This is a genomic window from Caulobacter sp. GW821-FHT11A05 (genome assembly GCF_058809015.1).
Genome location: NZ_JBXASF010000004.1, coordinates 68,206 through 90,429 on the forward strand (window position 1 = coordinate 68,206; position 22,224 = coordinate 90,429).

Consider the following 22,224-nt stretch of genomic DNA (forward strand, 5'->3'; position numbering starts at 1 on the left):
CTACGGCGCCAGCCCGGCGGCGGCCCGCAGGTCGGCGGCCTTCATCAGCCGGCCGTCGCGCATGACCAGCTCCACCTGGCGCAGGTCGCCGATGCGCGTCCCCGGATCGCCGTCGACCAGGATGAGGTCGGCCAGCTTGCCGACGGCGATGGAGCCGGTCTCCCGCTCCAGCCCCATGGCCCGGGCGGGCGCCAGGGTGGCGGCGGTCAGGGCCTGGGCCGGGGTCAGGCCCGCCTGGACATAGAGTTCCAGCTCGCGGACCAGTTCCAGGCCAAAGCCGTCGGTCCCGGCCAGGATGGGGACGCCCCGGCGTTGCAGTTCGCCGGCCAGCTCGACCAGCTTGTCGAAGCCGGCCCGCATCTGGACCCGCGACAGATCCGGCGGCGTCGCCAGTCCGCCCTGCAGCAGGCTGCGCTCGAACTGCGGCGGCAGCCGCCCGAGGAAGGGACGGTAGGCCGGGGCCACCTCGCCGGCCTCGGTCGCCCACAACCGCTCGAAGACCACCAGGGTCGGATCGACCGCCAAGCCCCTAGCCGCCATCTCGTCGAGCCACCGGGCCATCGGCGCCGCCTTCAGGTCGAGGCCCGCGCCATGGCGGGCGGGGCCATAGTGGCGCTGTTCGACGCCTTTGCCGGCAGCGACCACCGCGTCCGGCATCGCCTGCATCAGGACGAAGTTCATGTGGGTGATCTCGTCGTAGCCCCACTCGGCCGCCTGCCGGGGCCGCACCCCGCGCGGCAGATGGCCCTGCAGCCGCAGCCCCTGAGCCTTGGCCTCGCGGGCCAGGACCGGGATCAGCGCGGGGTCGAGCGAGCTGTAGATCTTGATCCCGGCATAGCCTTCGCGCTTGGCCCGGCGGACGGCGGCGATGGCCTCGGTCTCGGTGGCGATCAGGACGGCCACATGGTCGGCCTGCGGCCCCGGCCCGTCGACCATCAGCAGGGGCACGATGCGGGGGCCCAGCAGCTGATCGGCCTCGATCCGCTTGCGGCGGGCCTGCAGGGCGGCCGGGATGCTGCCCATGTCGCGCACGGTGGTGATCCCCTGCGACAGCAACAGAGCGCCGCTGGCGTCGTCTCCATAGTGTTTGTGGCTGTCCCACAGGCCGGGCAGCAGCGTCTTACCGGTTCCGTCCACGACCTTGGCGCCGCGCGGCGCCGGGGTGGCCGCCGCCGGGCCGACGGCTATGACGCGGCCCCCCGCGACCACCACCGTCATGTCCTGGTGGAACAGCCCGGCCTCGGCGTCGAACAGGCGCACATGGGTGAAGGCGGTCGGCCGCGTCTGCCGCGGCGCGATCGCCGCCAGCAGGGCCGGCGCCCCGGCGGCCATGGCCTCGTCCTGCGCTTTCACCAGCTGCGGCGCGACCGCTTCCCAGCCCTGCGGCAGGTAGCTCATCGCTCCGGCCAGGCCGAAGACGCGGCCGTCCTCCATCCAGATCGGCAACGGTGAAAGGTCGAAGCCGACGAGGCTCACTGCCGTCAGCCGGCGGGTCCGGCCGCCCAGGGTGACCGTGGCCGTGGTCAGCGGCTTGAGGACGGCCTGGCCCGAGGGCAGCAGCGGCAGGCGCTTTCCCGGAGCCCGGTCCAGCGCCTCGGCCAGGGCGAAGAGGGAATCGATCGTGCCGCCGAACGGCACATAGACCGCCCCGGCCGCCGTGGCGCCCTCGCCATGGTCGACCGGACTCCGGAAGGCGTAGCGGCCGGCCTCCGCCGAGAAGCTCTCGGCCGCATCGCCCGAAGGCAGCCGTCCGCGGACGATGAGCGCCTGTTCGGAACCGTCGAAGGCGAAGCGAATCTGCTGCTCGATCTCGCTCTCGTAGCCGCGCTCGGAGAAGCTGTCGCGCGACCAGCGGACGCCATCTGCCGCGGTCCAGCGGCTGGCCCGCCCGAAGACGCGGCCCTCGGCGGTGATGGTCCAGGTCTGGGCGTCAGCCGGCGGCGAGGCCAGCGGCGGCGCTTCAGGCGCGGGGGCGGCTCCGCCCAGCAGCAGGGCTGCGGCGGCGACAATCAGCATACGGATCATGTCAGCCCCAGGTCTCGGCGAAGACCCGCTGGAAGTTCGACCCAAGCACCTTTTCGACCGTCCTGATGCGGTAGCCGCGCTTGAGCAGTTCGCCGGCGATGACCCGCGAGCGATCCGGCCGGTTGAGACCGACGACAAAGGGTGGCCGGCCCTCGCCGGGCGCGGAGACGCCGGCTGCCTTGCGGGCGGCGATGTCTTTGTCCCACATGGCCATGCTTTCCGGCCCGGTGTCGAAGGGCGTCAGGATGGCGTCGCTGCCGATGCCGACATGCTCCTCGCCGCAGACCTTCAGGGCGTGGACCACATGGGCCATGTATTCGTCCAGCGACTGCTGGGCCGGCCCGGCGCTGATGAAGCTGAGCTCGTAGAGCCCGACCACGCCGCCCTTGGCGGCCAGGGCGCGAAGGACCGTGTCGGACTTGTTGCGGGGATGGGCGTAGACGGCGTCGCAGCCGGCGTGGGTGATCAGCGGCGACCTGGCGGCGGCGGCGATCGCCTGCAGGGTCGAGCGCTCGTCGGCGTGGCTCAGGTCCAGGCTGACGCCGCCCCGGTTCATCCGCTCCACGGCCTCGCGGCCGAGCGCGGTCAGGCCGCTGGAGGGCTGGGGCGTCAGGCAGCCGCCGGCGAAGGGCGAGGCGGTGTTGTAGCCCAGCTGCATGATCCGCACGCCCAGAGCGGCGAATTCATCGATCCGCTCGGGCTTTCCCTCCAGCATCTCGGCGCTCTCGAAGGAGTAGATGATCCCGACCCGGCCCGTCCGCTTGGCAGTCAGCAGATCGGCCGGCCTGACGATCTTCATGTAGAGGCCGGCGTCCTGGAGCATGGCCTTGTCGAAGGCGGCGATGTCCTCCTTGGTGTCGGGGTAACCGCCACGGCTGCCGCCGATGGTCATCTTCAGGGCGGTCAGCCCCGAGGAGCGGACCTGCGCCGCCGTCTTCGCATCCAGCGGCGCCGCATCATCGAGGGGCGCGACGAGGTTGCCGTCGATGATCATGGCGTTGCGGTACAGACGGTCGAGCGGGTCGGCGGCGCGGGCGGCCCCGGGGGCCAGGGCCGTCGCGGCGAGGGCGGCCGAGGCCTGCAGGAAGGCCCGTCTGGGAATAGTCACGATCGTCGATGCTCCAACCAGCGCCCCGCCAGTCAGCTAATTATGTAGGCACCTACATAAATGTCAACAGCGGTGAATCCGCTCAAGCCTCGACGGGGGGCTCAGTGGTGGTTGTGGTCCATGACGGGGGCAGCCGCCGGGGCGGTCGCATGGACCTTGAAGGCCACCTCGACCGATCCTGACTTCTCGAACTTCAGGCTGACCGGCACGGTCTCGCCGACCTTCAGCGGCTTCTTAAGCCCGATCAGCATCATGTGCAGCCCCTCCGGCTTGAGGGCGACGGTCTTGCCGGCCGGCAGCTCCACGCCGCGCGGCCGGGGGTGCATCATCGCCTTGCCGCCCATCACCATGCTCTCGTGGATTTCGACCCTGCCGGCCACCGGGCTGGAGGCCGACAGCAGCCGGTCGGCCTTGCCGCGGTTGGTCAGGGTCACATAGCCGACGCCGTTGCCGCCGACGGGGGCGGGGCGCGACCAGGCGCCGGCGATGTCGATGGCGCTGGCCTTGGCGGCGAAAGCGCCGCCGGCCAGCAGAGAGGCGGCGGCGGCGAGGATCAGGGTGCGACGGATCATGGGAAGGTCCTTTCGTTGAAAACTATGGCGCAAGTCGGTCAGAAGGCGAGGGTCAGGCCGGCGAACAGGCCGCGCCCGTCGCCCGGCCAGAACAGGGCGGCGCCCGGGGTCCAGACCGTGGCGGCCTGGACGTTGGAGGCGTAGGCCTCGTCCGTCAGGTTGCGGGCGTCCGCGAACACCGCCAACCGCCTGTTCAGCGTCCAACCGACGCCGAGGTTCAGGAGCGCGTAAGCCGGCGCCTTGCGGGTGTTGGCGTAGTCCAGCCAGAGGTCCGAGGCCGACCATTCGACCGACGGGGCGACGAACCAGCCGGCCGGGTGCTCGTAACGCAGCTCCGCCCGGTAGAAATGCTCAGGCGCGATGGGCAGGCGGTTGTCGCCGTACTGGACGTCGCCGTCGAACCGGAAGTCCGACCAGGTCCAGGTCTGGCGCAGCCGCCAGCCGGCCGCGAACCGCCAGTCGAGCGCCGCCTCCAGGCCCTGGTGCACGGTCCCGCCGGCGTTGAAGGTCGAGGCCGGGATGCCGGGGGCGACGGTGTACTGCAGCATCTCGCCGTCCAGCTGGGCGCGGTAGAGGGTGACGTCCCAGGTGAAGGCGCCGGCCCGGCCCCTCGTACCCACTTCGCCGGTCCAGGCTTCCTGGGCCTCGACAGGCGCGAAGCCGGTTCCGGTCGGCGACATGGCGCCGAAGTTGGGCGGCTCGACGGACTTGGTCAGGTTGGCGAAGACCTGCATGCCGCCCTCCCCCTCCCACAGCAGGCCGACACGCGGCGCGAACCACTGATAATCCGTGCCGGCCTTGAGGTCGAAGCTGGAGCCGGCGCCGGGGATAGCGAAGCTGCGGTAATCGCGCCGGGCCGTCCCCCAGGTCCCGCCGGCGACGATGGCCAGGTGGTCGGTGACGAACAGCCGGCCCTCGGCGAAGACATCGGTCGCCTCGGCGTTCTGCAGGGTGCGCGAGCGGGGTGCGCCCCGGGCCGTGCCGACGTTTACATAGAGGTTCGAATCCATGTCGCCCTTGCGCAGCCACAGGCCGGCGTAGGCGTCGGCGCGAAGGCCACCGATCCGGCCTTCCCAGTCCAGCCGCCCGAAGAGGCCGTAGTTGCGACTCTGCTGATCGATGACCTGGAAGATCGGGTGGTCGAGGTCCTTCCAGGCCGCGTAGACGGCTCCCTCCAGCACCAGGCCGTCATCGATCCGCCAGCGGCTCCGCAGCGAGGCGCGCAAGGACCGCTGGTTGCGCTGGTAGTCGAGGGCGGCGTTGGCGACCGCCGTCTGGCGCGGACCGGCCTCGAACTGCGCCTGCGTGAGGGCCCCGGGGATTTCCTGGTTGATGTTGGCGCCGCTGACGATCAGCCGGACCTCGCGGTCCTCACCGAAGCTTCGCCCCAGGTTCAGCGAGGCGAACTGGAGGTTCTGCTGGCTCTGCGAGCGCCAGCCCTGGCCGGTCTGGTTGGTGACGGCGCCATAGGCGTCCCAGTCGCCGACCTCGCGGGCCACGGCCAGATTCTCGCGCAGCAGGCCGAAGCTGCCGCCATCGACGCGCAGGCGGGTCTCGAAGCCGGCGTCCTTGCCCCTCGGTGTCACCAGGTTGACCGCCCCGCCCAGCAAGGCGCCGCCAAAGCGCAGGGCGTTGCCGCCACGCCAGACCTCGACGTAGCGGGTGGTCAGCGGATCGACCGCCTGGCTGTCGCCGAAGCCGTCGGCCTCGTTCAGCGGCACGCCGTCCTGGGCGATCAGCAGGCCGCGGTTGTGGTTGGCGTTGCCGATGCCGGAGCCCCGGATCGAGATGCGCACGTCACCGCCCCACTTCCTCTGGGCGTAGACGCCGGGGGCGTCGCGCAGGACGTCGTCGAGGGCCAGGGCCTCGCGGCCGGCGAAGGACTCCTGGGAGATCACCGACACGGCGCCGGGCGTCCGCGAGAGCTTGCGGCGGGCCTCGCCGACCACCCTGGGGTCCTCGGGGTCGGGGCGGGCGGTGACGATGACGCTGTCGACCAGGGTCGAGGGGTCTTCGGCGGCCAAAGACGGGGATGCGGCGCAAAGCACGGCGGCGCCGGCCAGAAGCGGCGCGCGGAAACGGGACATGGAGAGGCTTTCGTCTTCAGGACATGAGGGCGCGCGGAGCCGCGCGCGGCGGGGCTCAGGTCAGGAGACGGTCGGGGGGCCTTGCGATGGCGGTCTGGGCGGCGGCCGGGCGGGCTGGACGGCGGCCCGGCTCAGCGCCCGCTCGTGGCGCACCACGGCGGCGTAGCGCACCGGCAGGCTGTCCGCCGCCGGCGGAACCATGGCGGTCGCCGCCGCCATCACGCAGTCATGGCAGTTGTGGCTCGCCATAGGCTTGGGGCCGCTGTCGTCCGGCAGGGTGACGGTCTTCTCGCCGGCGCTGGTGCAGAGCACCATCGTCCGCGTCCCGCTTCCCGTCTGGGGCCCCATCTGGGCCATGGCCATGCCGGGAACCAGCGCCTGCAGCAGCAGGGCGAGCACGGCCAGGATCGCCGCCAGAGCAGCGGGCTGGGCGCCGGGGCCGGAAAGGCGTCGCTTTTGGCGGCGGAACGACATGCCCGGGGCCTTATTCGCCTTCGGGGGGTTCCGCAACAACCGCCGCGTCGGTCATACTGGGCGCACACGAACAAGGAGGTGGAATGGCGACGGAAGTTTCTCCGGGCGAATACAAGGACGTTGTGTTGTTTCTGGCCACGGCCGGGATCGTGGTGCCGCTGTTCCGACGCTGGAACATCAGCCCGATCCTCGGATTCCTCGGCGCGGGCATCGTGCTGGGGCCGTTCGGCCTGGGCGCCTTCAGCGACCGTTTTCCATGGCTGTCGGCAGTCACCGTCGAGAACCCGAAGGATATTTCCCAACTCGCCGAGTTCGGCGTCGTCTTCCTGCTCTTCATGATCGGCCTGGAGCTGTCCTGGGAGCGCCTGCGGCTGATGCGCCGCTATGTCTTCGGCATGGGGGGGCTGCAGGTCGCCCTGTCCGGCGCCGCCATCGCCGGCGGGGCCATGCTGCTGGGCCAGCCGCCGATCGCCGCCGCCGCCATCGGCGCCGCCCTGGCGCTCAGCTCCACCGCCGTGGTCATGCCGCTGCTGGCCGAGCGCAAGCGCCAGCACAGCCAGGCCGGCCGCGCCACCTTCGCCATCCTGCTGTTCCAGGATCTGGCCGTCGCCCCGATCCTGATCACCCTGGCCGTCCTCGGCCGCCAGGGTGATAGCGCCTTCACGCTCAAGGACCTGCTGGCCTTCGCCCCCGCCGTGCTCGGGCTGCTGGCCCTGTTCATCATCGGCCGCGTGTTGCTGCGGCCGATGCTGCGTTCGGTGGCCAAGGCCAAGAGCGAGGAGCTGTTCATGGCCGCCAGCCTGCTGGTGGTCATCGGCGCCGGCCTGCTGGCGGCGCTGACCGGCCTTTCCATGGCGCTCGGCGCCTTCGTCGCCGGCCTGCTGCTGGCCGAGACCGAGTACCGGCACGAGGTCGAGCGGACCATCGAGCCGTTCAAGGGCCTGTTGCTCGGCCTGTTCTTCGTCTCCATCGGCATTGGCCTGGACCTCTCCAAGCTGGTCGCCGATCCCCTGCCGATCCTCGGCATGGCCATCGGCCTGATGGCCCTGACCGGGACCGTCGTCTTTGGCCTCGGCAAGCTGTTCGGCCTGAAGACCAAGGCCGCGCTCGAGGCCGCCCTGCTGCTGGCGGCCGGCGGCGAGTTCGCCTTCGTCATCCTCGACAGCGCCATGGGGGCTGGCGTGGTCGGCGAGACCGCGGGCCAGACCATCCTGGTCGCCTCGACCCTGTCGATGATCTGCATCCCCTTCCTGGCCGGTTTCGGGGCCCGGCTGGGCGGACGGCCCGGGGCCAACCCCGGGTCGGTGGCGGTCGACCCCGACGTCGAAGGCCCCGTCGAATCAGGCGTGCTGGTCATCGGCTACGGCCGGGTCGGCAGGCTGGTCGGCGACATGCTCGGCCGGCACGACATTCCCTGGGTCGGCATCGACCGCGATCCACGCTTGGTCGAGAACGGCCGGCGGTCCGGGGCCCGAATCTTCTTCGGCGACGCCTCGCGCGCGGAATTCCTCAAACACTGCGGCGTGGACGCCGCCCGCGCCCTGATCATCACCATGGACAGCCCCGAGGGGGCCGAGGCGGTGGTCGCCACGGTGCGGGAAATGCGCCCCGACCTGACCATCGTCGCCCGGGCCCGCGACGCCCGCCACGCCAAGCGACTCTACGAATTGGGCGCCACAGACGCCGTTCCGGAGACGATCGAGGCTTCTTTGCAGCTTTCCGAGGCCGCACTGGTCGAGATTGGCATTCCGATGGGTCTGGTCATCGCCTCGATCCACGAACGGCGCGACGAGTTCCGAAAAGAGCTCAACCGCCCGGAATCCTTAGGCGGACGGCGGCGGATGCGGGACGCGCGGTAAGCACAAACTGCAACCGCGACCCGATTAATTCGCCCAAAAGGGGACCGTGGCGGAAAAATGAACGTCGGTGTGGCTTCGCGGGCACTTTGCGCGGCGCAAGGCGTTGCTATAACTGGGAATGAAGCGACCTCGTGTCGCATCGTGGGCAAGAGAGGGCTCTTTCGATGAAATTGAAGCTTCTGGCGGGTGCGGCTCTTGCCGCGACGCTCGTGGCGTCCGGCGCTTCGGCGCAGGACTCCGGTTGGTACGGCGCTATCGACCTCGGCTATCACTGGTCCGACGACGAGAACTACGAAGTCGGCGTCGGCCTGGCGCCGAGCGTCGATCCGGACGACGAGTGGATGGGCGCCGCCCGGCTGGGCTACCGCCTGTCGCCGCACTGGCGTGTGGAACTGGAAGGCGCCTACCGCCCGGGTGAAATTCCGGAAAGTTCGGGTGGCGACTTCCCCACCGGCGGTGACTTCGAAGTCTGGTCGCTGATGGGCAACGTCATCGTCGACCTGATTCCGGACGGCGACCTGAGCCCGTTCGTCGGCGTCGGCGCCGGTATCGCGGCCGCCCAGTTCGACACCACCGCCGCCCCGCGCTTCGTCGTCGATGACGACGACGCCGTCTGGGCCTGGCAGGCCATCGCCGGCGTCACCGCCAAGGCGACCGACCGCATCAACGTCGACCTGACCTACCGCTACTTCCAGACCGACGATTTCGAGTTCACCAACGCCGGCACCGCCGGTGCGATGAGCGGCAACTTCTCCGACCAGTCGGTGACGGTTGGCATCCGGTACAGCTTCGCGTCGGCCCCGCCGCCGCCGCCGCCGCCGGTCGAGCCCCCGCCGCCGCCGCCCCCGCCGCCGCCTCCGGAACCGCCGCCCCCGCCGCCGGCTCCGGTGTACGAAGCGCGCGAATTCATCGTCTACTTCCCGTTCGATCAATCGATCCTGACGCCGGAAGCCCAGACGGTGGTTTCGGAAGCCGCCCAGTACGCTCAGGCCGGTAACGCCACCCGTATCGTGGTCGTCGGTCACGCCGACACCTCCGGTTCGGCCAAGTACAACGTCGGCCTGTCCCAACGCCGTTCGAAGGCCGTCGCTGACGCCCTCGTCGGTCTGGGTGTGAACAGCGGTGCGCTGTCGGTCGACTGGAAGGGTGAATCCGAACCCGCCGTCGCCACCGGCGACGGGGTGAAGGAACCCCTGAACCGCCGCTCGACGATCTCGATCAACTTCTGATCCTGATCTGAGCGACAAAGCTTAAGCGAAGGGCCCGGAGGAAACTCCGGGCCCTTTTGCTATGGGGAATGCGCCGGCGTCGCGCTCCCTCCCCTTTATGGGGAGGGTGTCACGCGCAGCGTGACGGGTGGGGAAGTCGGATGCCGCGCACCCAGAGCCTGTTGTCTTGAGACGCCAAGAGCACCCGTCGTCTCAGCTTGAACCCGAGTTCCCCACCCTGCGAGGCTTCGCCTCGCTGTCCCTCCCCATAAAGGGGAGGGAGGCGCGACAGCGCCCGATCCGCCGCCGTTACCCCGCCATCAGCACCCACGCCCCGACACAGGCGAAACCCGCCGCCGCGACCCAGCGGATCACCTTCAGCGGAATCCTCGTCGCCGCCGCCTCACCCAGCAGCACGGCCGGGGTATTGGCGATCATCATGCCGAGCGTCGTGCCGGTGGCGACCAGGGCGACGTTATGGAACTGCGCGCCCAGCGCCACCGTCGCCACCTGCGTCTTGTCGCCCATCTCGACCAGGAAGAAGGCCACCGCCGTGGTCAGGAAGATCGAGCCGGCCTTGAGGGCCGGCGGCGCCTCGTCCTCCTCCAGCCTGTCGGGAATTAAGGCCCAGACCGCGAAGGCCAGAAAGGCCAGGCCCAGCACCCACCTCATCCACGGCCCCGACAGCAGGCCGGCCGCCAGTTCGCCGACCCAGGCCGCCAGGGCGTGGTTGACCAGGGTGGCGATCAGGATGCCCAGCAGGATGGGAACCGGCCGGCGGAACCGGGCCGCCAGCAGGATGGCGAGCAGCATGGTCTTGTCGCCGATCTCGGCGATGGCCACCAGGCCGGTGGAAACGAGCAGCGCTTGCATCAAAGGTATCCCGAGCGGGGCCGACAAGACGGACCATTGGCTTGCCGCGCCGAAGACCCCGCATGGTCCGGCGCGAAAGCCAAAGGTCTCGCCAGGCCTTTTCAGGCTAGCGCCGCCATGGGGCGGACCCCAAGTCTGTTGACGGCGCTCCCGCTGGATATGCGGGCGGCTACTCCCCAGTGACGCAGGTCAGATAGCGACCGTCCGCCTGGGGATCAAGCCCAGGGCCCGGTCTTGCGGGCGTCCCGCGTCGTCGGCACGGCCGTCGAGCGCGGCGCCTCGACCACCGGCGCCGCCCGGCCACCGTGCTGGACCGCCAGTTTGCGGAGCGCTTCGACACGGTTGCGAGTGCTGGGGTGGGTCGAGAACAGATTGTCCGCCCCCTCGCCCGACAGCGGGTTGATGATGAACATCTGGGCCGTGGCCGGATTGCGCTCGGCGGTCCAGTTCGGCTCGCGGTGGGCCCAGCCGTCGATCTTGGCCAGGGCGCTGGCCAGGGCGTCCGGATCGCCGCTGATTTCCGCCCCGCCCCGGTCAGCTTCGTACTCGCGGCCCCTGGAGATCGCCATCTGCACCAGGGCCGCGGCGATCGGGGCCAGGATGGCCAGGGCGATGGTCCCGATCAGCCCCGCCGGCCGGTCGCGGTCGCCGCCGAAGAACAGGCCGATGTTGGCCAGGGCCGAGACCGCCCCGGCAATGGTCGCCGTCACCGTCATGGTCAGGGTGTCGCGGTGGCGCACATGGGCCAGTTCGTGAGCCATGACGCCGCGGATTTCGCGCCGGTCGAGCATGCGCAGCAGCCCGACGGTGGCGGCCACTGCCGCGTTCTCCGGATTGCGCCCGGTGGCGAAGGCGTTCGGCTGGTCGCCCTCGATGACATAGACCTTCGGCCTCGGCAGCCCGGCCCGCTGCGCCATCTCCAGCACATCGCTCACATAGGTGCGGATCAGGGGCTCGGGGTGGCTCTCGTCGACCTCGACGGCGCCGTACATGCGCAGCACGATCTTGTCGGCGTTCCAGTAGCTGAACAGGTTCATGCCGCCGGCCAGCACCAGGGCGATCAGCATGCCCGTGGTCCCGCCGATGAAATAGCCGACGACGAGGAAGACGGCGGTCAACGCCGCCAGCAGCATGAAGGTGCGCAGAGAGTTGTTCATGCCGATGATGTGGTTGGCGCCCCGGCGTTGTTCAAGCCGGCCGCCGCCTGTCAGGGCGCCGCGGCGCCCGGGACGCCCCAAAGCCGCTCATGTAATGATCCGACCCAATTGTTGTTTGAAGGAATTGGGCCGCCCGTCTCCCCTTTTTCACAAGTCGCCGCTATAAGGCGCCATGAAAAAGCAAAAAGAAGCAGTCGCCATCGTCGAGCGACTGGAACAAGAATACGACCGATCCGTCTCCTGCCTGCGTGAAAACCTCAAGGCCTTCCTCGAAGAGGGCAAGCGGCCGGACCCCAGCCTTCGCGAAACCGGCGCCTACGCCTATCCCGAACTGCGGCTCAGCTGGTCGGGGGAGAGCGGCTATCCGGTGATCACCCGCGCCTATGCGCGGCTGTCCGATCCCGGCCACTACGCCACCACCGTCACACGCCCGGCCATGTTCCACGACTATCTGGTCGAACAGCTGGCCCATCTGATGGAAGACTTCGACGTCGAGGTCGACGTCGGCCGCTCGACCCAGGAAATCCCCTTCCCCTACGTTCTGGACGGCGGCGACCTGTCGCTCGCCGACGCCCAGGCCAGCGAGATCGCCCGCTTCTTCCCGGCCACCGAACTGGCCTACATCGGCGACGAGGTGGCCGACGGCCTGTGGGACCCCCTGATGGCCGAAGACCGGCCGCTGGCCCTGTTCGACGGCCTGCGCACCGACTTCTCCCTGGCCCGCCTCAAGCACTACACCGGCGCCCCGGCCGAGCATGTCCAGCAGTACATCCTGTTCACCAACTACCACCGCTACGTGGACGAGTTCGTGCGCTGGGGCTGCGAACAGCTGAAGGACGGCCAGTACGAGGCCCTCAGCTGCTCGGGCGGCGTCTACGTCACCAAGGACACCCCCGACCCCGAGCTGGCCGTGGCCAACGGTAATTGGCGCCGCCACCAGATGCCGGCCTACCACCTGATGGCGCCCGGCGGTCAGGGCATCACCCTGGTCAACATCGGCGTCGGCCCGTCCAACGCCAAGACCATCACCGACCACCTGGCCGTGCTTCGCCCTCAGGCCTGGCTGATGATCGGCCACTGCGGCGGCCTGCGCGGCAGCCAGCGGATCGGCGACTATGTGCTGGCCCACGCCTATCTGCGCGAGGACCATGTGCTGGACGCGGTGCTGTCGCCGGACATCCCCATCCCCAGCATCGCCGAGGTGCAGCGCGCCCTCTACGACGCCGCCAAGCTGATCAGCGGCGACAACAGCGAGACCCTGAAGCGCCGCCTGCGGACCGGCACGGTGGTGACCACGGACGATCGGAACTGGGAGCTGCGCTACACCTCCAGCGCCCTGCGCTTCAACCAGAGCCGGGCCGTCGGCATCGACATGGAAAGCGCCACCATCGCCGCCCAGGGCTTCCGTTTCCGGGTGCCCTACGGGACGCTGCTGTGCGTGTCGGACAAGCCGCTGCACGGCGAGATCAAGCTGCCTGGCCAGGCCAACGCCTTCTACGAACGCGCCATCGGCCAGCATCTGCAGATCGGCATCGCCACGGTGGACCTGCTGCGCGCCGAGGGGCCGAGGCTGCACAGCCGCAAGCTCCGCGCCTTCGACGAGCCACCGTTCAGATAAATTCCTCCCCGTCGCTTCGCGCCGAAGGAGGATTTAGGCCGTCAGGAAGTTCACCACGGCCGTGGCCAGTCGCGGCTCGGCCACCGCCGTCAGGTGGTCGCCGGGCACGCGGATGGCCTTGGCGTTGGGCATGGCCGCCGCCAGCCTCTCGGGCGAGCCGTTGTCGGCGTCGTCCTCGCCGCAAACCACCAGGGTCGGCACGTCCAGCCCCGCGAGCTCCTGCGCCGTGGTCGCCGTGAAGCTGCTGAGCACGCCCAGCAGGGCCTGGGGATTGAAGCCGCCGGCCCGGATCCGCGCCTGGATGTATTTGCCGGCCCGGGGGTCGCGTGCGTTCTCGCCGTTGCGGATGCTGTCCTCGAACATCGCCGCCCTTGCACCCGCCTGCATGACGCCGCTGTCGCCCATGCCGCCGAGCACGCAGCGCCGCGGCCGCGCGCCGCCGACCATGAAACGCACCGCCGTCCGGGCCCCGAGGCTGTAGCCGACCAGGTCGTAGTCGGTCAGGCCCAGATGGGCGACCAGCGCCGCCTGGTCCCGCGCCAGCACATCGCCCGGCCAGGCCGAGGCTTCCTCCGGCGCCGCCGACTCGCCATGTCCGCGCAGGTCCGGGGCGATGACCTCGAAGCCGGCCTCGGCCACCGCCGCCGCGATTCCCGGCTCGAACCAGTTGAGGCGGGCGGTGGCGATGAAGCCATGCAGCAGCAACACCGGCCGTCCGGCGCCGGCGCGCTGGAAGGCGATGGGCTGTCCGTCGAAACTGTCAAAATGCTCGGTCATGGCCGAAGCGTGGCGCATGAACGGCCGCCTGCGCAATCCCTTCTCCCGCTTGTCGGGAGAAGGTGGCCCCCGAAGGGGGTCGGATGAGGGCAGCGCCGCCGTCAGCCGACCGCACCTCGCAAACCTTCATCAGCCGGCGCTGCCCTCATCCGGCGGCTACGCCGCCACCTTCTCCCGACAAGCGGGAGAAGGATCGTGAAGACGTTTCCTTCGTCGCCAAATGCCCCTAGCGTCCCATCACTGAATTCTGGGGAGCTTCACACCATGCTAAAGTTGGCCCTGACCGCAGGCGTCGCCTTCAGCCTTCTGGCCGGCGCGGCCAGCGCCGCCACCGTGGCGGTCACCGCCGAGCGGATGCTCGACGTGCGCACCGGCAAGTACATCGACAAGCCCATGGTGGTGATCACCGACGGCAAGATCACCGCCGTCGGCAGCCAGGCCAGCATGACCGTGCCGGCCGACGCCAAGAAGGTCGACCTGCCCGGCCTGACCCTGCTGCCCGGCCTGATCGACATGCACGTCCACCTCGATTCCTCGCCCCTCTACGGCGGCTACGGCGGCCTGGCCTTCACCGACGCCTTCTGGACCGTGGTCGCCGTGAAGAACGCCGAGGCGACCCTGGCGGCCGGCTTCACCACCGTGCGCAACGTCGGCGCCGACCGCTACAACGACGTCGCCGTCAAGGAGGCCATCGAGGCGGGCTTCGCCGTCGGCCCGCGCATCGTGCCGGCCGCCTATGCGATGAGCGCCACCGGCGGCCACTGCGATTCCACCTATCTGCCCCCCTCGGCGAACGTCACCGCCCCCGGCGTCGCCGACGGGCCGGATGAGGCCCGCAAGATGGTCCGTAAGCTGAAGAAGTACGGCGCCAAGGCGATCAAGATCTGCGCTACCGGCGGGGTCTTCTCCAACGACGCGGTCGGGGTCCAGCAGATGACCCTCGAGGAGATCAAGGCCGTCACCTCCGAGGCCCACATGGCCGAGATGAAGGTCGCCGCCCACGCCCATGGGCCCGAGGGCATCCGCGCCGCCATCGAAGGCGACGTCGACACCATCGAGCATGCCTCCCTGGTCGACGACGAGGGCATCAAGCTGGCCCTCAAGCACGGCGCCTACTTCGGCATGGACATCTACAACACCGAATACACCCAGGCCGAGGGCCCCAAGAACGGGGTGCGCGAGAGCGAGCTGAAGAAGGACCGCGACATCGCCGAGGCCCAGCGGCAGAACTTCTGCAAGGCGGTAAAGGCCGGAGTGAAGCAGATCTACTCGACCGACGCCGGCATCTATCCGCACGGCGACAACGCCAAGCAGTTCGCCATCATGGTCCGCTATTGCGCCACGTCCTTGCTGGCCATCCAGAGCGCCACCGTCACTGCCGCCGAGGCGCTCGGCCAGACCGGCGAGGTCGGCGAGATCAAAGCCGGCGCCTGGGGCGACCTGATCGCCGTCGAAGGCGACCCGCTGGCCAATGTGCGGGTGCTGGAAAGCGTGAAGTTCGTGATGAAGGGCGGCGAGGTGGTGAAGGGGCCTTAGTTCCTCCCCCTTCGGGGGAGGGGGACCGCGCGCGCAGCGCGTGGTGGAGGGGGTTCCCACCGGCGGTTCAGCTTCGACAGGTTACCCGCTGACTTGGTGAGCGGACCCCCTCAGTCAGCGGCTACGCCGGTGCCAGCTCCCCCGTAGGGGGAGCAACTGGGGCCTCTAGGCCTCGCACACCGCTTTGATCTCGGCCCGCAGTTCCGGCAGCCCGTCGCCCTTCTCGGACGAGGTGGCGATCACCCGCGGGAAGGCGGCCGGGCGCTTGGCGATCTGGGCCTGGGTCTTGACGACCAGGGCCGCCGCCTCGGCCGGCTTGATCTTGTCGGCCTTGGTCAGGACGATCTGGTAGCTGACCGCCGACAGGTCGAGCGCGTCGAGCGCCTCCTTGTCGACCTCCTTCAGCCCGTGCCGGGCGTCGATCAGCAGATAGACCCGCTTCAGGTTCGGCCGGCCGCGCAGATAGGCCCGCCCCAGGTCCTGGAACTTGTTGGCCGCCGAGCGCGACACCCGGGCGAAACCATAGCCCGGCAGGTCGACCAGCCGGATCCTGTCGGCCAGGACGAAGAAGTTGATCTCCCGCGTCCGGCCCGGCTCGTTGGAAGCCCTGGCCAGCTTCTTGTGGCCGACCAGGCCGTTGATCAGGCTCGACTTGCCGACGTTCGAGCGGCCGGCGAAACAGACCTCCGGCATGTCCGGCGGCGGCAGTCCGTCCATCTTCACCGCCCCCATCATGAACGTGGCCTGGCCGGCGAAGAGGACGCGCGCCTCCTCCAGCTGCTCGTCCGTGAACAGGGGGGTGTCGGTCATCAGGCGGCCTTGGCGCTGAATCGCTTGAGGAAGTCGTCGATCGGGTTATCGACCTTCAGCCGGTGCATGATGATGTACTGCTGCAGGATCGAGAGGCAGTTCGAGAACGTCCAGTAGATGATCAGGCCGACCGCGAAGGGGGCCATGATGAAGGTGAACAGGATCGGCATCAGCTGGAAGATGCGCTGCTGCATCGGGTCCGGGGCCGGCGGGTTCATCGCCGTGGTCAGCCACATGGTGAAGCCGTAGATCAGCACGCAGATGCCCAGGCCCAGGGCGCCGGCTCCGAAGCCGACCGCCGACGGATGGGTGGTCAGCAGGCCGCCGACCAGCGGCAGCATGCCCGGATCGTAGGGCAGCAGGCCAAACAGGTTCCAGATGTTGGTCGGATCGCGCGCCGACAGGTCCTTCACGAAGCCGACGAACGGCGCGTGGCGCATCTCGATGGTCACCGACAGCACCTTGTAGAAGGCCAGGAACACCGGGATCTGCAGGAACAGCGGCAGGCAGCCGGCGACCGGATTGACCTTCTCACGCTGGTAGAGGGCCATGGTCTCGGCTTGCAGCTTGGCCGGGTCGTCCTTGTACTTTTCCTTCAGCGCGTTCATCGGCTCGGTGAGCTTCTTCATCCGGCTCATCGACTCGTAGGATTTGTTGGCCAGCGGGAAGAGGATGACGCGCACGCACAGGGTGACCAGCAGGATGGCGACGCCGAAGTTGCCGACGAAGCCGTAGAAGAACTCCAGAGCCATGAAGAAGGGCCGGGTCAGGAAGCTCAGCACGCCCCAGTCGATGGCCCGGTCCAGCTCGGGCACGCCCAGCTGCTTCTGGTAGGTCTTGAGGAGTTCGGCGCGCTTGGCGCCGGCGAACAGATGGGTGGTCTCGCTGACCGTCGCGCCGGGGGCGATGGTCTTGGCCGCTCCGACCGCGTCGGTGATGTAGTAGTCGCGGCCGTCCTGGGTGGCCTGCAGATAGCGGGCGTCGATCTTCTCGGCCTGGTTCGGGATGATGGCGGTCAGCCAGTATTTGTCGGTGATGCCAAGCCAGCCGCCGGTGGCGGCCCACTTCTGCTCGGCCTTGCCCTTGGCGGCGTCCTTCTTCCAGGGGACGTACTTCTTGAGCCGCAGCTCCTTGTCCAGCCAGCCGACGGCGCCCTCGTGGACGTTCTGGCCCTTGCCCGCCTCAGGCGGCAGGCCGGCCCGGCGCACGGCCGAGTAGGGCTGCAGGGCGATGGCCGCGGCGCCGGTGTTGGTCACCGTGTCGGTGACGGTGAACAGGTAGTGGTCGTCGACGGCGATGGTGCGATCGAACACCAGGCCCTGCGGCGAGGTGTAGGTCAGCACGACCGGGGTCTTCTCGGTCAGGGTCTGGCCCGACTTGACGGTCCAGACGGTCTTGTCGTCGGGCAGGCCGGCCACATTGCCAGCCAGCCAGCCGAACTCGGCGAAGAAGGCGTTGGCGGTCCCTTCGGGGCGCAACAGATCGACGCGCGGCGAGGTCTTCTCGACCGTCTGGCCATACTGCTGCAGGGCCAGGTCGTCGAAACGGCCGCCGGTCAGGCTGATCGAGCCGGCCAGCACCGGCTTGCCGTCATGGCCCAGGGTGCGCACCGGCACGCGCGGCGACTCGGCGATGGCGGCGGCCCTGGAGAGGTTCCCCGCCCGGGCCGTCGGCACGGCCGCCTTGCCAGCCGGCGTCACCGACTTCTCGACGGCCGCCTTGGCCTTCAGCTCGGCCCGCTTGGCCTTGGCCTGCGGCTCCAGGATGAACATCTGGTAGCCGAACAGCATGATGATCGCGATGACGAAGAAGGCGATCGTGTTGCGGGATTCTTTTTGCATGGAGCGGGTTCAGACCAACGCTGAAGGAGAGGGAGGCGCGCCATCCCCAGAGACGGAGGGGGGCGCGGCGGGTAAGTCGGCGGCGAGCCTTATCAGCGCGCTTTTCACATCGTCAAGCAAACGCCCCCAATCGCGGACGGGCGTTCCGTCGCGGGCGACAAAGACATAGTCACATCCGGGCCGTCCGAAAGAGGGCAGCAGCGCTCTCGCCGCTTCGCGCAGGCGTCTTTTGGCGCGGTTGCGAACCACGGCCCCGCCGATCTTCTTGGTTGCGGTAAAGCCGATGCGGACGATCGGGTCATCGTCCTGGCGGTGGCGCACTTGCACGACCACGGCGCCATGGGCGCGATAAGCGCCTTTGGCGGCCGCCAGAAACTGGGGCCGCCTCGTCATGCGTTCGATGTTCAAAAGCTCGGGCAGGGGTTGGCCCCCCGATGCGAAAAGGATGACGGCTCTTAGGCCGTCAGCTTCTTGCGGCCCTTGGCGCGGCGGCGCGCAACGATCTTCTGACCGTTCTTGGTGGCCATGCGAGCGCGGTAGCCGTGACGGCGAGCGCGCACAAGACGCGAAGGCTGAAAGGTGCGCTTCACAGGTCTGCTCCGAGAAATAACAAGCTATGCGCGCCGGGAAGGCCCGTCGCGATTGAGCGGGGGTGGATACGGGATGAGGTGTGCGGAGTCAACCGTTGGGCTATTGGGGACACATTGAATTTCGCCAGGGCGAAATTCAATGTGTCCCCTCTTCTCTTACAGGTCCGGCCTGATGACGGCCTTGCCAATGACCTTGCGCCCTGCCAGCAGCTCGAAGGCCTCGCGCCAGTCGCCGAGCGGAACCTCGGCGTGCACCCGGGGCTTCACCCTTCCCTCCTCGGCCAGCTTCCAGATCGCCGCCTGATTCTCCCGGCCGCGCTCGGGGAACTGACGGCCGTATTCGCCGGCCCGCACACCGACGACCGAGAAGCCCTTGATCAGCGGCATGTTGACCGACACCTCCGGAATCCGCCCGGAAGTGAAGCCGATGACCAGCAGCCGGCCGTCGAAGGCGATGCAGCGCACGCTCTCGTCGAACACGTCGCCGCCGACCGGGTCGTAGATGACGTCCGCCCCGCCGCCTGTGATCTCCTTCACCCGTTCGCGGAAGCCGCGCGTGACGTTGAGCACCGCGTCCGGCGCATATTCCCGCGCCACCACCGCCAGCTTGTCGTCCGAGGCCGAGGTGGCGATCACCTTGGCCCCCATGGCCTTGGCCAGGTCCACCGCCGCCAGCCCCACCCCGCCGGCCGCGCCATGCACCAGCACCCATTCGCCCGGCTGCAGATTGGCCCGCCGCACGAAGGCGACATAGGCCGTCAGATAGGCGGCGCCATAGCCGGCCGCCTGGGCGAACGACAGCGCCGCCGGCTTGGCCCGCACTGCCGCCGCCGGCAGCAGGGCATACTCGGCGAACCCGCCCAGCTTGGCCCCGCCGACCACGGCGTCGCCGACGCTCAGGCCCTCGACGCCGGCGCCCAGCGCCTCGACCTCGCCACTGAGCTCCATGCCAAGCCCGAACGGCAGCGGCGGTTTCAGCTGGTACTCGCCCCGCGTCATCAACAGGTCGGGAAAATTGACCCCCGCCGCCCGCACCTTGACCAGCACCTCGCCAGGCCCGGGCGTCGACACGGGAATGTCCCGCAGGGAGACACCGGCGTAGTCGGGGGCGAGACGGTCGACGATCAGGGCGCGCATGGGCTCAAGGATCGGACGGCGACGTCAGGGAAGTCTACCCCGCTGCTAGCAGAGCTTCCCCTCGAACCCCTGCCGCACCAGCCCGGCGATCTCGCGGCAGGCCACGTCGGCCGCCGGGATGGCGCCGGTGAAGGCGGTGAAGCCGTGGGCCAGGGCGTCGTAGCATCGGTACAGCACCGGCACGCCCGCCGCCTTCAGGAGCCGGGCATAGGCCTCGCCCTGGTCGACCAGCGGATCGAAGCCCGCCGTCACCACGATGGCCGGGGCCAGGCCGCTCAGATCCTGGGTCCGGATCGGCGACAGGCGCGGGTCGGCCGGGTCGTCGTCGGGGCCTATGTAGTGGCCCATGAACCAGGTCATGGTGTCGCGCGACAGCGGATAGGCGTCGGCGTAGGTGGTCATCGACTGGGTCTCCGACGCCACATCGACGGCCGGATAGACCAGCAGCTGCAGCACCGGCTGCGGCTCGCCAGCCGTCTTCATCTCCTGGGCCAGGATGGCGGCGAAGTTGCCGCCCATGGAATCGCCGCCGATCGCCAGCCGGCCGTCCGGCGCGCCGAACCGGGCGGTATTCTCCCGCGCCCAGCGCCAGGCGGCCAGCATGTCCTCCAGACCGGCCGGGAACCGGTGCTCGGGCGCCAGCCGGTAGTCGATCGACAGCACGGCGCAGCGCGCATGCTTGGCGAGGATGCTGCAGAAGGCCTGGCAGGTGTCGAGGTCGCCGATCACCCCGCCGCCGAAGTGGGCGAAGACCAGCAACGGCGCCTCGGCGTCCTGGTCGCTCGGCCGATAGGCCCGGGCCGGGATGTCGCCCTCGGCCCCGGGAACGGTCAGGCTCTCGATCCGCACGTCCGGCTCGGGCTTGCCGGCCATCATGGCCAGGCCCTGGGCGCTGCCGACGCGGGCCTCCTGGGCGCTCAGCGACGACATGGCCGGCATGCTGCGCGCGCCCGCGGCCAGGAACTGGAACCGGGGGTCCAGCGTCCGCCCGCCCTGGTAGACCGCCGATCCCCCCGACAGCAGCCGCAGGATCGGCGGCGGCAGCGACAGCAGCACCTTCAGGATGGCTCGCTGGACGCCCTGATCGGCCATCGTCTCTCTTTCCTTACGGTTCGCGCAGGCGCGGCAGGGCCGGGATGCCGCCGAGGATCAGCTTCACCGCGAAGTCGCAGGCCGCCACCGTGTCGATCGGCCGGCGGGCCATCATCCGGTCGCCGACCTCCCGGGCGATGGCGATACAGGCGGCGGCCAGGTAGTCGGCGTCGACCCGAGGCGCTCCGCCCCGCTCGATGGCCACGCCGAAGGCGTCGCGCACCTCCTCGAACACCCGCTCCATTTCCGGGGTCTCGATGGTGATGTGGGGGTGGCGCTCGCCGGCCGGCCGGCTGGCCTCCCAGTTCTGATGCTGGTCGACCACGAAGTCGTAATAGGCCTGGATGGCGGCGCGCAGGTAGCCTTCGAAGTCGTCCGCCTGTTCCCAGCAGGCCCGCAGGATCGGCCGGAAGCGCCGGGCGCCATCGTCGGCCAGGGCCTCGAACACCTCCTCGCGGGAGCGGAAGTAGTTGTAGAAGGCCCCGACCGAGAGGTCCGTGCGGCGGATGATGTCGCGCACCGTCGCCGCCTCATAGCCCATCTCGGAGAACACCGCGCGGGCCGCGTCGAGGATCGCCTGGCGGTTGGCCTGTTTGGTCTGTTCGCGCTTGCCGGTGGAAAGGACAGTGATCTGACTCATTGCGTCCAAAGCTAGCAGGCCTTGGCCCATTGGAGAAAAGGAATCCAACGGTGGAATGGCGACTCCCGCTGAGCGCGAACCGGAGGTAGTCTGCGCTTCATACCGACGCGTAACGTCGGACTGGGGCCGTGAAACATGACGATCGCCGCCGACGGCAGCGAAGGGCGACAAGGCACGCGCGCCGACCTGCGCCGCCGCCAGATTCTCGACGCCGCGCGAAAACTTGTCTCCGAGAAGGGATTCGGCTGCCGCATGGACGAGGTGGCCGCCGCCGTCGGCGTCACCAAGCCGGCGGTCTATCGCTACTTTCCGGGCAAGGACAAGCTGATCCGCGCCATGCTGGAGGAGGACCTGGTCGTTCCGACCCAGGCCCTGGTCGCCCGCATCGACGCCTACCAGGGGCCCATCCGCGGCCTGTTGGAGATCTTCGCCGAGGGCACCCTGGCCATCCAGGAGAATGGCCTTTCGCGGGGCTACATGGCCCTGGCCATGGACGAGGCCCAGAGCCGCCCCGACGTCGCGGCCCTGATCCGCGAGAACGTGCTGACCGTCAGCGTCATGCGCGTCGCCCAGGCCTTCCTGCGCGCCATCCAGGCCGGTGAGCTGCGGCCCGTCGAGGACCCGACCATGCTGGTGCGGCTGTTCTTCGCCCCCTTCATGCAGATCGCCCTGGTGCGCGGCGGCTTCGGCGTGCCGATGGCCGGCCCGGAGGCCTACCGCGAGTATGTGCGGTTCCACATCGACGCGTTCCTGCGGGCGTTTGGGCCGGAAGGTTAGAAGAGGGGACACATTGAATTCTTCGAATTCAATGTGTCCCCGT

The 22,224-nt window shown here is 69.3% G+C and carries 20 protein-coding genes and 1 riboswitch; of the genes, 5 read left to right on the forward strand and 15 right to left on the reverse strand.

Features of this window, described 5'->3' with window-relative positions:
• The 5 genes from AC1RSK_RS07930 to AC1RSK_RS07950 all read right to left on the reverse strand — a co-directional run bounded on the left by AC1RSK_RS07930 (position 1) and on the right by AC1RSK_RS07950 (position 6,266).
• Complete coding sequence (locus tag AC1RSK_RS07930; protein WP_492906954.1) at positions 1-2,025, reverse strand: amidohydrolase family protein; 2,025 nt, start codon at positions 2,023-2,025, stop codon at positions 1-3.
• A 1-nt stretch (position 2,026) separates the two neighbouring features.
• Positions 2,027-3,133 carry a dipeptidase gene (locus tag AC1RSK_RS07935; RefSeq protein WP_492906955.1) on the reverse strand — a complete coding sequence of 369 codons (1,107 nt, stop codon included), beginning with the start codon at positions 3,131-3,133 and terminating at the stop codon, positions 2,027-2,029.
• 101 nt (positions 3,134-3,234) lie between these two features.
• Positions 3,235-3,705, reverse strand: coding sequence for a copper chaperone PCu(A)C (locus AC1RSK_RS07940; protein WP_492906956.1), 471 nt, complete (start codon positions 3,703-3,705; stop codon positions 3,235-3,237).
• Between the two features lie 38 nt (positions 3,706-3,743).
• Positions 3,744-5,792 (reverse strand): TonB-dependent receptor family protein, encoded by a 2,049-nt coding sequence (locus AC1RSK_RS07945; RefSeq protein ID WP_492906957.1) that lies wholly within the window; start codon positions 5,790-5,792, stop codon positions 3,744-3,746.
• A 60-nt stretch (positions 5,793-5,852) separates the two neighbouring features.
• The gene (locus AC1RSK_RS07950; protein WP_492906958.1) at positions 5,853-6,266 is read right to left on the reverse strand and encodes a DUF2946 family protein; all 414 of its coding nucleotides are present in this window, start codon (positions 6,264-6,266) and stop codon (positions 5,853-5,855) included.
• 83 nt (positions 6,267-6,349) lie between these two features.
• On the opposite strand from AC1RSK_RS07950, the gene AC1RSK_RS07955 reads away from it, so the two are divergent.
• Together AC1RSK_RS07955 and AC1RSK_RS07960 are read left to right on the forward strand one after the other, a co-directional pair.
• Positions 6,350-8,125: a cation:proton antiporter domain-containing protein gene (locus AC1RSK_RS07955; RefSeq protein ID WP_492906959.1), complete on the forward strand. Its 1,776-nt coding sequence runs from the start codon at positions 6,350-6,352 to the stop codon at positions 8,123-8,125.
• A 164-nt stretch (positions 8,126-8,289) separates the two neighbouring features.
• Positions 8,290-9,354 carry an OmpA family protein gene (locus AC1RSK_RS07960; RefSeq protein WP_492906960.1) on the forward strand — a complete coding sequence of 355 codons (1,065 nt, stop codon included), beginning with the start codon at positions 8,290-8,292 and terminating at the stop codon, positions 9,352-9,354.
• 288 nt (positions 9,355-9,642) lie between these two features.
• Here AC1RSK_RS07960 and AC1RSK_RS07965 read toward each other — a convergent pair whose 3' ends face one another.
• Both AC1RSK_RS07965 and htpX read right to left on the reverse strand, forming a co-directional pair.
• A complete protein-coding gene (locus AC1RSK_RS07965) occupies positions 9,643-10,206 on the reverse strand; it encodes a TMEM165/GDT1 family protein (protein ID WP_492906961.1) in 564 nt (187 codons plus the stop codon).
• Positions 10,207-10,212: 6 nt separating this feature from the next.
• Positions 10,213-10,396: riboswitch (yybP-ykoY riboswitch) on the reverse strand.
• Positions 10,397-10,421: 25 nt separating this feature from the next.
• Positions 10,422-11,363 carry a zinc metalloprotease HtpX gene (gene htpX / locus AC1RSK_RS07970; protein WP_492906962.1) on the reverse strand — a complete coding sequence of 314 codons (942 nt, stop codon included), beginning with the start codon at positions 11,361-11,363 and terminating at the stop codon, positions 10,422-10,424.
• A gap of 172 nt (positions 11,364-11,535) precedes the next feature.
• Between htpX and AC1RSK_RS07975 the strand changes: the two genes are divergently transcribed.
• Positions 11,536-12,981, forward strand: coding sequence for an AMP nucleosidase (locus AC1RSK_RS07975; RefSeq protein WP_492906963.1), 1,446 nt, complete (start codon positions 11,536-11,538; stop codon positions 12,979-12,981).
• A 33-nt stretch (positions 12,982-13,014) separates the two neighbouring features.
• Here the strand turns inward: AC1RSK_RS07975 and AC1RSK_RS07980 are convergent, their stop codons facing one another.
• Entirely contained in the window at positions 13,015-13,776 is a 762-nt protein-coding gene (locus AC1RSK_RS07980; RefSeq protein WP_492906964.1) for an alpha/beta fold hydrolase, read from the reverse strand.
• Positions 13,777-14,022: 246 nt separating this feature from the next.
• Between AC1RSK_RS07980 and AC1RSK_RS07985 the strand changes: the two genes are divergently transcribed.
• Positions 14,023-15,294, forward strand: a complete 1,272-nt coding sequence (locus AC1RSK_RS07985) for a Xaa-Pro dipeptidase (protein ID WP_492906965.1) — start codon at positions 14,023-14,025, stop codon at positions 15,292-15,294.
• Between the two features lie 165 nt (positions 15,295-15,459).
• Here AC1RSK_RS07985 and yihA read toward each other — a convergent pair whose 3' ends face one another.
• From yihA to AC1RSK_RS08020, 7 genes are all read right to left on the reverse strand, one after another.
• Positions 15,460-16,104: a ribosome biogenesis GTP-binding protein YihA/YsxC gene (gene yihA / locus AC1RSK_RS07990; protein ID WP_492906966.1), complete on the reverse strand. Its 645-nt coding sequence runs from the start codon at positions 16,102-16,104 to the stop codon at positions 15,460-15,462.
• On the reverse strand, positions 16,104-17,945 hold the full coding sequence (gene yidC, locus AC1RSK_RS07995) for a membrane protein insertase YidC (RefSeq protein ID WP_492906967.1): 1,842 nt from the start codon (positions 17,943-17,945) through the stop codon (positions 16,104-16,106). Before yidC ends, yihA begins: the two co-directional genes overlap by 1 nt.
• 9 nt (positions 17,946-17,954) lie before the next feature.
• Complete coding sequence (rnpA, locus tag AC1RSK_RS08000) at positions 17,955-18,338, reverse strand: ribonuclease P protein component (protein WP_492907136.1); 384 nt, start codon at positions 18,336-18,338, stop codon at positions 17,955-17,957.
• A 62-nt stretch (positions 18,339-18,400) separates the two neighbouring features.
• The gene (rpmH, locus tag AC1RSK_RS08005; protein ID WP_271067590.1) at positions 18,401-18,535 is read right to left on the reverse strand and encodes a 50S ribosomal protein L34; all 135 of its coding nucleotides are present in this window, start codon (positions 18,533-18,535) and stop codon (positions 18,401-18,403) included.
• A 156-nt stretch (positions 18,536-18,691) separates the two neighbouring features.
• Positions 18,692-19,672, reverse strand: coding sequence for an NADPH:quinone oxidoreductase family protein (locus AC1RSK_RS08010; RefSeq protein ID WP_492906968.1), 981 nt, complete (start codon positions 19,670-19,672; stop codon positions 18,692-18,694).
• Positions 19,673-19,717: 45 nt separating this feature from the next.
• Entirely contained in the window at positions 19,718-20,764 is a 1,047-nt protein-coding gene (locus tag AC1RSK_RS08015) for an alpha/beta hydrolase (protein ID WP_492906969.1), read from the reverse strand.
• 13 nt (positions 20,765-20,777) lie between these two features.
• Positions 20,778-21,404, reverse strand: a complete 627-nt coding sequence (locus AC1RSK_RS08020) for a TetR/AcrR family transcriptional regulator (protein ID WP_492906970.1) — start codon at positions 21,402-21,404, stop codon at positions 20,778-20,780.
• Positions 21,405-21,539: 135 nt separating this feature from the next.
• Here AC1RSK_RS08020 and AC1RSK_RS08025 point away from each other — a divergent pair, with 135 nt between their 5' ends.
• Positions 21,540-22,181 carry a TetR/AcrR family transcriptional regulator gene (locus AC1RSK_RS08025; RefSeq protein ID WP_492906971.1) on the forward strand — a complete coding sequence of 214 codons (642 nt, stop codon included), beginning with the start codon at positions 21,540-21,542 and terminating at the stop codon, positions 22,179-22,181.
• Positions 22,182-22,224 lie beyond the last annotated feature (43 nt).